Below are 13,380 nucleotides of genomic sequence, written 5' to 3'. Positions count from 1 at the left end.
ATGCAATACGCGATCTTACGCCGTCAGGATGCGCCGCGAAGTACGGCGGGCCGGCAAAGCAAGGCATGGTGCGCGCCCTCGACGGCGTGAGATTCCAGGCCGCCAGGGGAGGTCGGAATTCGTTGTTGCCCAGGGTCAGAGGCTCGGAAGCGTGCGCGAGGCGTGGCGCGGTCTTGGCCCTGCTGTGCGCTACGGCCCTGACAACCGCGCCGACCGCGGCGGCGGTCGCCGCGCCGCGGCGCCCGGACGCCGCCCTCCGCTTCGACATCCCCGCGCAGCCCTTGAGCCAGGCGCTGAATCAGCTGGCGCTGAGGAGCGACCGCGAGATCCTGTTCTCGCCCGCCCTGACCCAGGGCAAGCGCAGCGAGAGCCTGAGCGGGGTGTTCACGGCCGAGGCGGCGCTGCATCGACTGCTGGTGGGGTCGGGGCTGAGCGTCCAGCTCGAGGGGCGCAGCTTCCTGGTCGTGCCGGCCGCCCGACCCGCCAGAACCTCCACGACGAACGCGCCGCCGGCTGCGCCGCCACCGCCGCCACCCGTGGCGATCGATTCGGTCGTCGTCACCGCCCTGAAGCGCTCCAGTCTAGCGCGGCAGACGCCGATCAGCATGACCGTGATCTCCGGCGAGCAGTTGTCGCGAGCGGGCATAGTCGACCTGGAGAAGGCCGCGCCGTTGCTGCCGGGACTGAAACTGATCTCCACCGCTTTTGGCCGGCGCCTGGTGCTGCGCGGCGTCTACGGGGCCGGCGAGGCGACGACGGGCCTCTATTACGACGAGACGCCGATGACCGGGCCGGTCGGCACCACGGCGGATCCCGGGGTGATGGCGCCGGAGCTGGCCCTGGTCGATGTCGACCGCGTCGAACTTCTGCGGGGACCGCAGGGCACGCTCTACGGCTCGGGCGCGATGGGCGGGGCGCTGCGGATCCTGTTCAGGCGTCCGGACCTCTCGGCGGACTCCGCTTCGGTCGGCGGTTCGCTGTCCTCCGCCGCCCACGGCGGGCAAGGCGGCGGGGCGAACGCGGCATTGAACCTCGTCGCGATCCCCGAGACCCTGGCCCTGCGTCTTACGGCCTACGACCAGCGCCAGCCCGGCGTGATCGACAACGTCCGGCTGGGCCTGAAGGACGTCGACGCTTCTCGCGTGCGGGGTGCGCGGCTGGCGGCGTTGTGGGCGCCGGGATCGCGGTTGTCGGCCCTGGTGTCGGCCACGCACCAGGCCAGCCGCCGAGACGACATCTCGGCCTGGAACGACACGGCCGGCCCCTGGCGGACCGTCCATGCCGCCCGTGCGCCCTTCGACGGCGACATCGACCTGGCGGCCGCGACCGTGAAATGGCGCGGCGACGCGGTGGATCTCACGGCGGTGTCGTCCTGGTACCGCTGGCGACTGACGCGCCGCTCCGACTACAGCGGCGTGCTGCTGGGCGAGCGGACCAACGCGGCCGGCTGCGCGCGGATGTTCACCCTGGCCCAGGCTTGCGACGCCACGCAGATGGCCAGCTATTCGGCCTATGTCGACAGCGTCTATCCGGCGATCCTGAACCAGCCGGCGGAGCTGACCGCCCGGATCCACGAAATCCGGGCCTCGTCGGTCGGCGAGGGGCCGCTGACCTGGACGCTGGGCGCCTATCGCGAGGTGCGCGGCGACTCCATCGACAGCCAGGTCCGGCACGTGGATCCCGATACCGGCGCCCTGGCCGAGCCGCCGGTGCTGATCGGCCGCCGCGACATCGAGAACCATCTCGCCCAAAGCGCGGTCTTCGGCGAGATGTCCTACGCCATCGCGCGCCAGACCCAGCTGACCCTGGGCGCGCGGCGGTTCGACTACCTCAAGCGCGACCGAGGGGCGGTGCAGGTCGCCAATGTCGTTTCCGGCACCTGGGCCGACTATGAGATCGACGCGCGGACCCAGGAGCAGGGCTGGAGCCTGAAGGCCCTGGCCAGCCGCCAGTTCGGACCGGGGCTGTTCGGCTACGCCCAGGTCTCGCAGGGCTTCCGCCCCGGTGGCGTCAATGTGGTGCCTGGACTGCCCGAGACCCTGGCGGTCTATCGCTCGGACCGCCTGAACAACTACGAGCTGGGCCTGAAGACGCAGAGCGCCGACCGGCGCTTCACCGGCAATGTGGCGCTGTATCGAATCGACTGGCGGGACATGCAGTACGCCGCCCAGACCCAGAACCGCGCCTTCAACTACGTGACCAATATCGGCGCGGCGCGCATCCAGGGGCTGGAGGTCGAGGCCGCCGCCGAGCGCGTGATGGGCTGGACCCTGGCCGGCGCCCTGACCGTGACCGACGCGCGCCTGACCGCCGACCAGCTGACCAACACCGCGATCGGCCTGGGGCTGGAGGGGGACCGCCTGCCGGTCGTGCCCCGGATGACGGCCTCGGCGTCGATGGAGCGCCGCTGGACCCTGCCCGGCGACCTTGTCGGCCGGCTTCGCCTCGACGGCTCCTATGCCGGGCTCGCGCGCTCAGCCTTCAACGCGGGCAATAGCGACTATCTGAAGATGGGCGGTTACGCCGTCTTCGGCGCCAGTTTCGGCCTGGAGGGACGCGCCTGGACCCTGGACCTGACGGTCGACAACCTGCTGGACCGGGCCGGTCGCGCTACCGCGACGCGCAACACCTCGGGCCCGATCGAGTATTTCGGCGTGGCGCCGCGCATGCTGCGCGTGAGCGTCGAGCGTCGCTTCTGAGCCGGACTGTCCTTTTTCCGGCGCGCCAAGGTGAGGGAGCCTCTCGCCCTTGCGTCTGATCCTACAGGCCGCCGCCGAGCGCGCCGACAACAGGGGATCAATAATGATACAGTTTCGAGGCCTTCGCGCCCTGGCCCTGGGCGCCAGCGCCCTGACGAGCCTGGTGGCCGGCCAGGCGTTCGCCCAGTCGAGCGAACCCAAGGACGCCGGCACGATCGAGGAAGTGATCGTCACCGCGCTGAAGCGCTCCACCACCGTCCAGACCACCCCGATCAGCGTCAGCGCGGTCACCGAGAAGTCGCTGCAGGCGCTGGGCGCGCAGGGCATCCAGGACTACTTCCGCACGGTTCCGAACCTGCAGGTCGACGGCAACTCGCCGACCAGCCGCCGCCTGACCCTGCGCGGCGTGCGCAGCGCCGGTGAAGCCACCGTCGGCCTCTATTACGACGAAACCCCGCTGACGGGCCCGGCCGGCACGACCGCGGACGCCAGCTCGACCAGCGCCGACGTCAACCTGTTCGACGCCGAGCGCGTCGAGGTTCTGCGCGGTCCGCAAGGCACGCTGTACGGTTCGGGCTCGATGGGCGGCACCCTGCGCGTGATTCTCAACAAGCCCGACACCAGCCGCTATGCCGGCGCTATCGAGGCCCAGGGGACCAGCACCAAGGGCGGCAGCAACGGCTATTCGGTCAAGGGCATGGTCAACGTGCCGCTGATCGAGGACAAGCTGGCCGCGCGCCTGGTGCTCTACAAGACCGAAGGCGGCGGCTATGTCGACGACGTCCTGCTGAACAAGAAGGACATCAACGACCAGCACTCCAGCGGCGGTCGCCTGATGCTGGGCTTCACGCCCACCGAAAACCTGACGATCAACGCCTCGGGCCTGTACCAGAAGACCACCCTGGACGGTCAGAACACCTGGTACCCGGCGCTGGGCAAGGAAGAGTACAAGACCAACGCCCGCGTCATCGCCCCGACCAGCGACAACCTGCGCATGTACAACGTCACGGGCAAGTGGGACCTGAGCTTCGCCACGGTCACGGCGACCTCGTCGTACTACAAGTGGACGCTGCTGCGGAATTCCGACTACAGCCCCACTCTGTCGGGCAGCCGCGCCAACGCCACCGCGTGCCGTAACTGGGTCGCCGGCGGTCCGGCCGCGACGGGCTCGACCAACCCGGCCTGTACGGCGACGCAGCTGACGGCCTTCACCGCCTATGCCGACAGCCGTACCCCGGGCGCGCTCTATCAGCCGATGGGCCTGACCTCGTGGAACCACGAGCTGCGCATGACGGGCTCGCTGTTCGACGACAAGGTCGACTGGACCGCCGGCGTCTATCTCGAAAAGCGCGAGGACTATATCGAGAGCAAGGTGGCCAAGGGCGACGCGACCACGGGCGTCATCAATCCCAACGACCTGACCGCCTGGCGCCACGTCGGCACCGACACCAAGCAGACCGCCTTCTTCGGTGAAGTGTCCTACAAGCCGATCGACAAGCTGACCCTGACCGGCGGCCTGCGCCGCTTCAAGTACGACAAGACCGTCTCCGGCCAGGTCCTGATCAGCAACTTCATCACTCAATCCTACGTCGGGCCGGCCGCCCAGGTCGACGCCAGCGCGGATGGCTGGGTCAGCAAGCTGAACGCGTCCTACCAGGTCACGTCCGACGTCATGCTCTACGCGGTGGCGGCCAAGGGCTTCCGTCCTGGCGGCGCCAACAACGTGCCGGGCCTGGCCAGCGCGCTTCTGGCCTATCAGCCTGACAGCCTGTGGAACTACGAAGGCGGCATCAAGAGCCAGTGGTTCGACCGTCGCCTGACGCTGAACGCGGCCGTCTACCAGATCGACTGGTCGAACATGCAGATCTCGGCGACCAGCGCGAACGGCGCCTTCAGCTATCTGACCAACGCCGGCAAGGCCAAGATCAAGGGCTTTGAAATCGAAGCCACGGCCCGTCCGATCTCCGGCCTGACGATCAGCGGCACCGCCGCCATCGTCGACGCCAAGCTGACGGAAGACCAGGCCAACTCGACCATCCTGATCACCGGCTCGACCGGCCTGCGCGGCGACGAGTTCCCGAACGTGGCCAAGTACAGCGGTTCGGCCGCGGTCGAATACACCTGGCCGCTGAACGGCGACCTGAACGGTCTGGTTCGCGCCGACTACGCCTATGTCGGCGAGTCCGCCTCGCAGTTCCGTCCGACCTACGTCTACTACGAGAAGCAGGGCGACTACGGCTACGCCAACCTCCGCGCGGGCGTGGAAGGCGCCGACTGGGGCGCGTACCTCTTCGTCAACAACGTCACCGACGAAGTCGGGCTGATGAGCGTGACCTCGGCTGTGAACAACAAGCAGCAGGTGGTGAGCATCAATCCGCGCACGGCGGGCTTCCAGGTCCGGAAGCGCTTCTAGAGCACAGCGACGGGTGGGCTTCGCGCCCGCCCGTCGCCTCGCACGCCCGGCGCGTTGCGGATCGCGTTGGCGAGCGCCGCGCCGACGCCGCGGATAGCCAGCTCGCCGGCGCCCCTGGCCGGCGCGAGTTCGGCGAGCTCAGTGGAAAACGTTATACCCGCCGATGATCGCGATCATCAGCCATCCGCTAAGCAGGCTGCCCGCGAAGTTACGCGACAGCCAGTTCCTGGTTTTGTTCAACGCCGACATGGAACGCCCCCAACTAAACTGAACCGTAGGCTGCCGAGTGATTCTATCCACAGGCAATCTTGTTCGATGGCGTTCGGCCAAGTTTGGCGGATTTTCTTCTCTTGCAATCGGCTTCGCTGGAAGAAGAGCGTCGCGCGCCTCCAGGAGTTAAGAGATGGTTAACAAGATAATATAAGTTCACAAGTCGACATTTCGACAAGCTTCAGTATGAGAAGTCCCTTCTGAACAGTATTTTTGACGCATAAACCAAAACCCTAATGCGATAACCTGCCGCATTACCCCGATTGAGCGCTCCGGATACATATTGGTTAGCCAAACTGATTTGTACTCGTCGAGTTAGGGGGCGTGCTTGAGCTTCGTTTTTGCCCGTCAGGCCGCGTTCTTGGCCGTGGCGATGTTCATCAGCGGCCTGATCGCTCAGCCCGCCAAGGCTCAGGTCCTTGAGATCGGCGCCGACGGCGCGGTGACGCGCTTCGAAGGGCCGGCCGTATTCACCGACGACGGCGTCAAGGCGCTGATCCAGGACGCGCCCCTGGCGGATCTTTCGATCGGCGCGGACGCCGTTCGTCAGCAGATCTCGACCGCCGCGAGCGCCTACGCCCTCGATCCGAAGCTGGTCGAGGCGGTGGCCTGGCGCGAAAGCCGCTTCCATGCCGGAGCCTTGTCGGCCAAGGGCGCGATCGGGGTCATGCAGCTGATGCCGGGCACCGCCCGCGACCTGGGCGTCGACCCGCACGACCCGGTTCAGAACATTCGCGGCGGCGCGCTCTATCTGCGCCGCATGATGTCGGCGTTCGGCGGCGACGTCCGCCTGGCGCTCGCCGCCTACAACGCCGGTCCCGCCGCGGTCCGCAAGCATGGCGGGGTGCCGCCCTACGCCGAAACCCAAGCCTATGTGACCTCGATCCTCGGCCGCATGGCCGCGACCGGGGCCATTCTCGCCGTTCCAGTCCTCGGAGCCTCCCAGTGATGCGTGAAGTGATGCGTAAGTTCTTCCAGCCGAAAGCCGCCGCCCTGGCGACCGCTCTCACGGCCGCCGCCAGCCAGGCTCACGCCCAGGCCGCCCCGTCCGACCCGCAAGGCTCCAGCGCCCTGCTGGCCGGCGTCATGTGGCTGCAAGGGTCCCTGATGGGCAATGTCGCCACCGCCGTGGCGGTGATGGCCGTGGCCGCCGTCGGCTTCATGATGCTGACTGGCCGCCTCAACTGGCGTTACGGCGCGACGGTCATCCTGGGCTGTTTCATCCTGTTCGGCGCCACCACGATCGTCAGCGGCATCCGCGCCGCCTCGGGCGCGGCCTAAGCCATGGCCGCCCCGCTGGATCGCGACGTGGTGTTCGGCGCCCTGACGCGCCCGCAGATGTTCGCGGGCGTGACCTACAGCTACTTCGTGATCAACGGCGTGGTGACCGCCGAACTCTTCCTGATCACCAAGTCGTTCTGGGCCATCGCCGCCGCCCTGGTGATCCACGCGATCGGCTACGCGGCGTGCCTGCGTGAACCGCGCATCTTCGATCTCTGGCTGACCAAGGTCAGCCGCTGTCCCCGCGTCCCCAATTTCCGAGCCTGGCGATGCAACAGCTACAGCGCTTGAACCCCCAATCGATCAAGGCGAGCAAAGAGACGACGGCTGGCAAGCGTCTGCCGTACGCCCGCCACCTCGACGACGTCACGCTGGAGACGCGCGACGGCCTGCTGATGCAGGTGATCCATCTGGCCGGCCTGCCGTTCGAGACGGCCGACAGTGAGACGCTGAACTACCGCAAGGCGGTGCGCGACGTGATGCTGCGCGGCCTCTCCAGCTCGCGGTTCGCCATCTACCACCACGTGGTCCGCCGCCAGGTCGACGCCAGCACGCAGGGGGCGTTCCCGGACGCTTTCAGCGCCGAGCTCGACGCTGCCTGGAGCGAGCGCCTGGCCGCGCGGAAGCTCTATGTCAACGACCTGTTCCTGACGATCGTCCGTCGTCCGTTGCAGGGCCATGGCGGCGTGATCGACGGCGTCCTGCGCGCCCTGAAGGGGACCGGCAAGGCCGAGGCCGCCGCCCTCCAGGCCGCCGACCGCCGCGAGCTGGACAGCGCCCGCGACAGCCTGATCTCGGCGCTGATGCCTTATGGCGCTCGCGTGCTGGGCGTTTATGACGGGGCCACGGGCCGCTGCTCCGAGCCGCTTGAATTCCTGTCCTGCCTCTACAACGGCGAGATGCGCCCGGTTCTGGCACCGCAAGGCGACGCTGGCGAGTACCTGCCGTACCGCCGCGTCAGCTTCGGCTTGGAAACGCTGGAGCTGTCGCGCGCCGGCGCTCTGGCGCGTGGCTTCGGGGCCATGGTCTCGATCAAGGACTATCCGGCCCAGACCACGCCGGGGATGCTGGACGATCTGCTGCGCCTGCCGTGCGAGATGGTCATCACCCAGAGCTTTGGCTTCGTGGACCGCCAACCGACCCTGGAGCGGATGAACCTGGCCCTGCGCCGGATGAAAGCCGCTGACGATGACGGCCTATCCCTGCGCGCCGACCTGACCCGGGCCAAGGACGACGTCGTCTCTGGCCGCGCAGCCTTCGGCGAGCATCACCTGACCGTGCTGGTGCGCGGTGAGAGTCTGGACGGCCTGGACCGCTCGGCCGCCGAGGTGATGTCGGCCTTCACCGAGATGGGCGCCATCGCCGTGCGCGAGGACATCAATCTGGAGCCGGCCTTCTGGGCCCAGTTCCCAGGCAACTTCAAGGACATCGCCCGCAAGGCGCTGATCTCGACCGCCAATTTCGCCGGCTTCGCCAGCGGCCACAACTTCCCGGTCGGCCAGGCCGACGCCAACCACTGGGGTCTGGCCGTGACCTTGCTGGAGACGACTTCGGCCGGCCCGTATCACTTCAACTTCCACAAGGGCGACCTCGGCAACTTCACGGTCATCGGCCCGTCGGGCTCGGGCAAGACCGTGGTGCTGAACTTCCTGCTGGCCCAGGCTCGCAAGTACAGCCCGCGCATCGTCTTCTTCGACAAGGACCGGGGCGCGGAGATCTTCCTGCGCGCCATCGGCGGCCGCTACGAGACCCTGCGTCCGGGCCAGCCGACGGGCTTCAACCCGCTGGCCCTGCCGGACGGGGCGGGCGCTCGCCGCTTCCTGACCGAGTGGGTCGCCAAGCTGGTCGCCGCGCCGGGCGAGGTCCTGTCGGTCGACGACATCGCGCGGATCAAGGACGCCGTCGACGCCAGCTTCGACCAGGCCCCGAGCCTGCGCCGCCTGCGCTACTTCGCCGAGCTGTTCCGCGGCGCGCGCCGTCCCGACGCCGCTGATCTGGCTGCTCGTTTGGCTCCTTGGCACGGGACCGGCGAGCACGCCTGGCTGTTCGACAACGAGACCGACGGCCTGGATCTGGACGCCGCCACCCTGGGCTTCGACATGACCCAGCTGCTGGACGACCCGTCCTTGCGAACCCCCGCCATGATGTATCTGTTTCACCGCGTGGAGCAGCGCCTGGACGGCCACCCGACCCTGATCGTCATCGACGAGGGTTGGAAGGCCCTGGACGACGACGTGTTCGTGGCCCGCATCCGCGACTGGGAAAAGACCCTGCGCAAGCGCAACGGCGTGGTCGGCTTCGCCACCCAGAGCGCCCAGGACGCGCTGGAAAGCCGCATCGCCAGCGCCATCATCGAGCAGGCCGCGACCCAGATCTTCATGGCCAACCCCAAGGCCCAGGCCAAGGACTACTGCGAAGGCTTCGGCCTGACCCAGTACGAGTTCGAGCTGGTCAAGACCCTGCCGGACACCTCGCGCTGCTTCCTGATCAAGCACGGCACCGACAGCGTCGTCGCCCGCCTGAACCTGGCCGGCGCGCCCGAGCTTCTGACCGTGCTGTCGGGTCGCGAGACCAGTGTGCGCAAGCTGGACGCCCTGCGCGAACAGCTGGGCGATGATCCACAGGCCTGGATGGCCCAACTGGTGAAGGCCGCGTGATGGCGTCCTGCGCGCAATTGCCCGTCGACGCCCCGATGGTCCCGGGCCTGATCGGCTCGGTCGACTGCCGGGTTCACGACGTGGCCGAAAGCGGCTTCGCGGCCCTGGCTGGGCCGGGCTCGCCGGTCGGCCTGCTGTTGACGGGTCTCCTGACCCTCTATGTCGTGTTCATCGGCTATCGCCTGATCCTGGGGCGTGGGGGCTTGAGGGTCGGCGACGCCGCCCTGTCGATGCTGAAGATCGGTCTGATCGTGGCCCTGGCCACCAACTGGGGTCTGTTCCAGATCCTGGTCTACGACACCCTGACCAAGGCTCCGACCGAGCTGGGCGGTCTGCTGCTGGAGGGCCAGGCCCCGTTCGCCCGCCTGCAGGACGCCTTCGACGGCCTGCAGCAATCGGCGACCCTGATGGCCAGCCGCGCCAGCGTCGGCGCCGCCGCCACCCAAGGCGGACCAGGCTTCGGCGCCTTCGCGGTCAACACCGGCGGCATGACGCTTATCTTGTCCACCCTGGGCGTGCTGCTGGGCAGCAAGGTCGTACTGGCCATTCTGCTGGCGCTCGCGCCTCTGATCGTCGGCCTGGCCTTGTTCGAAGCCACGCGTGGCCTGGTCGAGGGCTGGCTGAAGGCGATGATCGCCCTGGCCCTGGCGCCGCTGATCGCCACCCTGACCCTGTCGCTCGAGTTGGCCATGCTGGCCCCGTCGCTGCGGGCCCTGGCCGAGGCGCGGGCGGCCCAGCAGTTCGCCGCCTTCGACATCAACCCCGCCGTGACGGTGCTGGTGCTGACCACGGTCTTCGCCCTGGTCATGCTGCTGGCGCTCATCGCGCTGGGCGTCATCGCCGCCGGTCTGCGTCTGCCGCGCGGCCTGGCCGGCGCCGCCTGGTCGGACCAGAACGCCGTCCCCGGCGCCTCGCGCTACGCCACCGCTCAGGTCGAGCCGATGAGCCGGGCGGCCGCTATCGCCGCCGCCGCCGTGGCCATGGACCGCCGCCAGACCGCCGCCCCGTCCGCCGACCCGATCGGCCCTCGGATGCTGACCGTCGTCTCGGATCGCGCCCCGGTCACGACCTCTACCGCCCAGGCCGGTCCCGCCGCGCCGCTGGGCCAGACCTATCGCCGCACGCCCGCCCCCTGCCGCGCCGTCTCCACCGCCCGGAGAGACCAGTGACTTTCGCCCATCCTCGCCCGCTCCTCGCCGCGCTCGCGCTCGGCGTCGCCTTGGCCGGCTCCGCTCCTCATGGTGTTGCTTGGGCCACCCAGACGCCGCGTCCCGGCGCGATCGACCCGCGCATCCGCACCGTCGCCTACGACCCTGACCAGGTCGTGCGCCTGACCGGCTATTTCGGCATCCAGACCATGCTGGAGTTCGCCCCCGACGAGCGGATCGAGAACGTCTCGATCGGCGACGCCATGGGCTGGCAGGTGACGCCGAACAAGAAGGCCAACCTGCTGTTCCTCAAGCCCCTGGACCGCACCGCCGCCACCAACATGACCGTGGTGACCGACCGTCGCCGCTATGTGTTCGAGTTGGTCGTCGCCGGGCCCAAGGCTTCGGCGAAGGACCTGGCCTATGTGGTTCGGCTCCTGGTCCCGGCGCCCGCGCCGGTCACCGTCATCAGGCCGACGCCGGCGCTGCCGGCCGCGCCGGTCGTCCGCAATAGCGCCTATGCCGTGAAGGGCGACGCCGTGATCCAGCCGACCCGCGTCTTCGACGACGGCGTGGCGACCTATTTCGGCTGGCCGGCCCGGGCCGACCTGCCGGCGGTGTTCGTGGTCGGCGTCGACGGCGTCGAGGGGCTGGCCAATGCGGTGGTCCGCGACGGCTACCTGGTGGTCGACCAACTGGCCCCGCGTTTCGTCCTGCGCTCGGGCAAGTCCAGCCTGATCGTCACCAACGCCGCCTTCAGCCAAGGGGGCGTTCGATGAGCGATCCCCGCCAGTCCGCCCAGGTCCAGCAGGATCTCGCCGCCGCCGACGCCCAGGCGCGTCCGGTCGTGGCCCGCGCTCATGCCGGCCTGCCGACGCCGGTGATCATGGCCGGCTTTGGTCTGGTCGGCGTCGGGGTCTTCCTGTGGATGGCCGGTCATCGCGCCGACGCGCAGCCACGTCCGCCGCGCAAGGCCGAGGTCATCGCCGCCACGACCCAGGCCGCGCCCGCCGCACCGCCGACGGTCATCCCCGGTCCGCAGTTCACCGAGAACAACAGCCTGCCGCCGACCCCGGCCCAGGTCGCCGTGATGAACGCCGAGCCGCCGCCGCCGACCCCGCCGGCCGATCTCGACCAGCGCCGCCGCGCCCCGACCCTGGTGGTCGACTTCAGCGGCGCCCCGGCTCTGATCAAGGCCAGCATGCCGGCCAACCAGGCTGGGCCGATGGCTGGCAAGGCCGCCGACACCGGTCTGAACGCGGACGAAAAGTTCGCCGACCGCGTCGGGGCCAGCGACGCCGAGCCGGCCAGGGCCACGGCCATGCGCAATCTCGACGCCGTCATCCCGCAGGGCGCGGTGATCCCGGCGGTGATGGAGACGGCGATCAATTCCGACCTGCCGGGCCTGGCCCGCGCCATGGTCACCCGCGACATCAAGAGCTTCGACGGCTCGACCGTGCTGATCCCGCGCGGCAGCCGGGTGATCGGCCAATACAAGTCTGGCGTGGCCATGGGCGCCTCGCGCGTCTTCGTGGTCTGGACCCGGGTGATCCGGCCGGACGGCGTCTCGATCCAGATCGCCTCGCCCGCCGCCGACCCGCTGGGGCGCGGCGGGCTGGAGGGCAGGGTCGACCGCCACTTCTTCAGCCGCTTCGGCGGCTCGATCCTGATGTCGGTGCTGAACGCCGGCGTCGCCGCGATCGGCAACGCCCGCTCCACCTCGCAGATCTATATCGGCTCGGCGTCAGAGGCGGCCAACCTGGCCGGCGCGGTGATGAAGAGCGACCAGGTCGCCCCGACCATCCAGACGCGGCAGGGCGCGCCGGTGACGATCTTCGTGGCCCGCGACCTCGACTTCTCCGGCGTGCGCAAATGACCGCGCCCGCGAAGCTCCCCTCTTCAGGAATGGGCGTCTATCTGGAGGCCTATCTCGCTCCGCTCGCGCCGTGGCTGGCCGAGCCGGCGGTGACGGACCTCTACGTCAATCGCCCCGGCGAGCTGTGGGTCGAGCGCCTCGGCGGAGCCGCTGAACGTGTCGAGGTCCCGGCCCTGGACGAGACCAACCTCTGGCGGCTGGCCCGCCAGGTCGCCAGCCTGTCCAGTCAGGGCGTCAGCCGCGAGCATCCGCTGCTCTCGGCGGTGCTGCCCGACGGCGCGCGGGTGCAGGTCGTGGCCCCGCCGGCGACGCGCGAGGGCCTGGCCCTGGCGATCCGCAAGCACGTGGTCAGCGATCTGTCCCTGACCGACTACGCCGCGTCCGGCGCCTTCGATCAGGTCCTGGCCCCGAAGGCCAATGCGGACGCCATCCTGAGAGCTTTCCTGGACGCTGGAGACATCCGCAACTTCCTGGCCGGAGCCGTGCGCGCCGGCAAGAACATCGTCATCAGCGGCGGCACCTCCACCGGCAAGACCACCTTTCTCAACGCCCTTCTCAAGGAGGTCCCGCTCGACCAGCGCCTGGTGCTGATCGAGGACGCGCCGGAGATCCGCCTCGTCCACCCCAACGCCGTCGGCCTGGTGGCCGTGCGCGGCGAGCAGGGCGAGGCGCGGGTCACGACCGAGGATCTGCTGCAGGCCTCGCTGCGCCTGCGGCCGGACCGGATCATCCTGGGCGAGCTGCGCGGCGCCGAGGCCTTCTCGTTCCTGCGCGCGGTGTCCAGCGGCCATCCGGGTTCGATGACCACCGTCCATGCCGACGATCCGGCGGGGGCGGTCGATCAGCTGGCGCTGATGGCGCTGCAGGCCGGGGCCAATCTTCGCCGCGCCGACGTGGTCGATCACGTCCGGCGCGTCGTCGACATCTTCATCCAACTTCACCGCCAGAACGGCGTCCGAGCGGTCCGCGAGGTCGTCTTCCAGGACCCCTAAACCCCGCTCCTCCCTTCAACCTTTCCTGGCTTTCCAGCTTAAGG

General features: G+C 69.0%; 10 protein-coding genes. All 10 read left to right on the top strand.

Features of this window, described 5'->3' with window-relative positions; genetic code table 11:
• Window positions 1–125: 125 nt before the first annotated feature.
• The 10 genes from AC1RNC_RS12065 (at window position 126) to virB11 (ending at window position 13,336) form a co-directional block, all read left to right on the top strand.
• Window positions 126–2,699 carry a TonB-dependent receptor gene (locus AC1RNC_RS12065; RefSeq protein WP_492886479.1) on the top strand — a complete coding sequence of 858 codons (2,574 nt, stop codon included), beginning with the start codon at window positions 126–128 and terminating at the stop codon, window positions 2,697–2,699.
• A gap of 103 nt (window positions 2,700–2,802) precedes the next feature.
• Window positions 2,803–5,112, top strand: coding sequence for a TonB-dependent receptor (locus AC1RNC_RS12060; RefSeq protein WP_492886477.1), 2,310 nt, complete (start codon window positions 2,803–2,805; stop codon window positions 5,110–5,112).
• Between the two features lie 598 nt (window positions 5,113–5,710).
• A complete protein-coding gene (locus tag AC1RNC_RS12055; protein WP_492886475.1) occupies window positions 5,711–6,331 on the top strand; it encodes a lytic transglycosylase domain-containing protein in 621 nt (206 codons plus the stop codon).
• The gene (locus AC1RNC_RS12050) at window positions 6,331–6,663 is read left to right on the top strand and encodes a TrbC/VirB2 family protein (RefSeq protein WP_492886473.1); all 333 of its coding nucleotides are present in this window, start codon (window positions 6,331–6,333) and stop codon (window positions 6,661–6,663) included. Before AC1RNC_RS12055 ends, AC1RNC_RS12050 begins: the two co-directional genes overlap by 1 nt.
• A gap of 3 nt (window positions 6,664–6,666) precedes the next feature.
• Window positions 6,667–6,954: a VirB3 family type IV secretion system protein gene (locus tag AC1RNC_RS12045; RefSeq protein WP_056045755.1), complete on the top strand. Its 288-nt coding sequence runs from the start codon at window positions 6,667–6,669 to the stop codon at window positions 6,952–6,954.
• On the top strand, window positions 6,933–9,320 hold the full coding sequence (locus tag AC1RNC_RS12040; RefSeq protein WP_492886471.1) for a VirB4 family type IV secretion/conjugal transfer ATPase: 2,388 nt from the start codon (window positions 6,933–6,935) through the stop codon (window positions 9,318–9,320). The genes AC1RNC_RS12045 and AC1RNC_RS12040 overlap by 22 nt, the downstream gene beginning before the upstream one ends.
• Complete coding sequence (locus tag AC1RNC_RS12035; RefSeq protein ID WP_492886469.1) at window positions 9,320–10,489, top strand: TrbL/VirB6 family protein; 1,170 nt, start codon at window positions 9,320–9,322, stop codon at window positions 10,487–10,489. The genes AC1RNC_RS12040 and AC1RNC_RS12035 overlap by 1 nt, the downstream gene beginning before the upstream one ends.
• Entirely contained in the window at window positions 10,486–11,247 is a 762-nt protein-coding gene (locus AC1RNC_RS12030; RefSeq protein ID WP_492886467.1) for a TrbG/VirB9 family P-type conjugative transfer protein, read from the top strand. The genes AC1RNC_RS12035 and AC1RNC_RS12030 overlap by 4 nt, the downstream gene beginning before the upstream one ends.
• The gene (locus AC1RNC_RS12025) at window positions 11,244–12,344 is read left to right on the top strand and encodes a TraB/TrbI/VirB10 family type IV secretion system protein (RefSeq protein ID WP_492886465.1); all 1,101 of its coding nucleotides are present in this window, start codon (window positions 11,244–11,246) and stop codon (window positions 12,342–12,344) included. Before AC1RNC_RS12030 ends, AC1RNC_RS12025 begins: the two co-directional genes overlap by 4 nt.
• Complete coding sequence (gene virB11 / locus AC1RNC_RS12020; protein WP_492886463.1) at window positions 12,341–13,336, top strand: P-type DNA transfer ATPase VirB11; 996 nt, start codon at window positions 12,341–12,343, stop codon at window positions 13,334–13,336. The genes AC1RNC_RS12025 and virB11 overlap by 4 nt, the downstream gene beginning before the upstream one ends.
• The last annotated feature ends 44 nt before the right edge of the window (window positions 13,337–13,380 follow it).

This window comes from Caulobacter sp. GW822-FHT01G02 (assembly GCF_058802865.1).
This window is presented reverse-complemented; position numbering and strand designations above follow the sequence as displayed.

Coding starts and splice junctions, on each gene's coding strand:
- virB11 (WP_492886463.1), top strand. CDS start 12,341: ATGACCGCGCCCGCGAAGCTCCCCTCTTCAGGAATGGGCGTCTATCTG.
- AC1RNC_RS12035 (WP_492886469.1), top strand. CDS start 9,320: ATGGCGTCCTGCGCGCAATTGCCCGTCGACGCCCCGATGGTCCCGGGC.
- AC1RNC_RS12045 (WP_056045755.1), top strand. CDS start 6,667: ATGGCCGCCCCGCTGGATCGCGACGTGGTGTTCGGCGCCCTGACGCGC.
- AC1RNC_RS12050 (WP_492886473.1), top strand. CDS start 6,331: ATGCGTGAAGTGATGCGTAAGTTCTTCCAGCCGAAAGCCGCCGCCCTG.
- AC1RNC_RS12060 (WP_492886477.1), top strand. CDS start 2,803: ATGATACAGTTTCGAGGCCTTCGCGCCCTGGCCCTGGGCGCCAGCGCC.
- AC1RNC_RS12040 (WP_492886471.1), top strand. CDS start 6,933: ATGCAACAGCTACAGCGCTTGAACCCCCAATCGATCAAGGCGAGCAAA.
- AC1RNC_RS12025 (WP_492886465.1), top strand. CDS start 11,244: ATGAGCGATCCCCGCCAGTCCGCCCAGGTCCAGCAGGATCTCGCCGCC.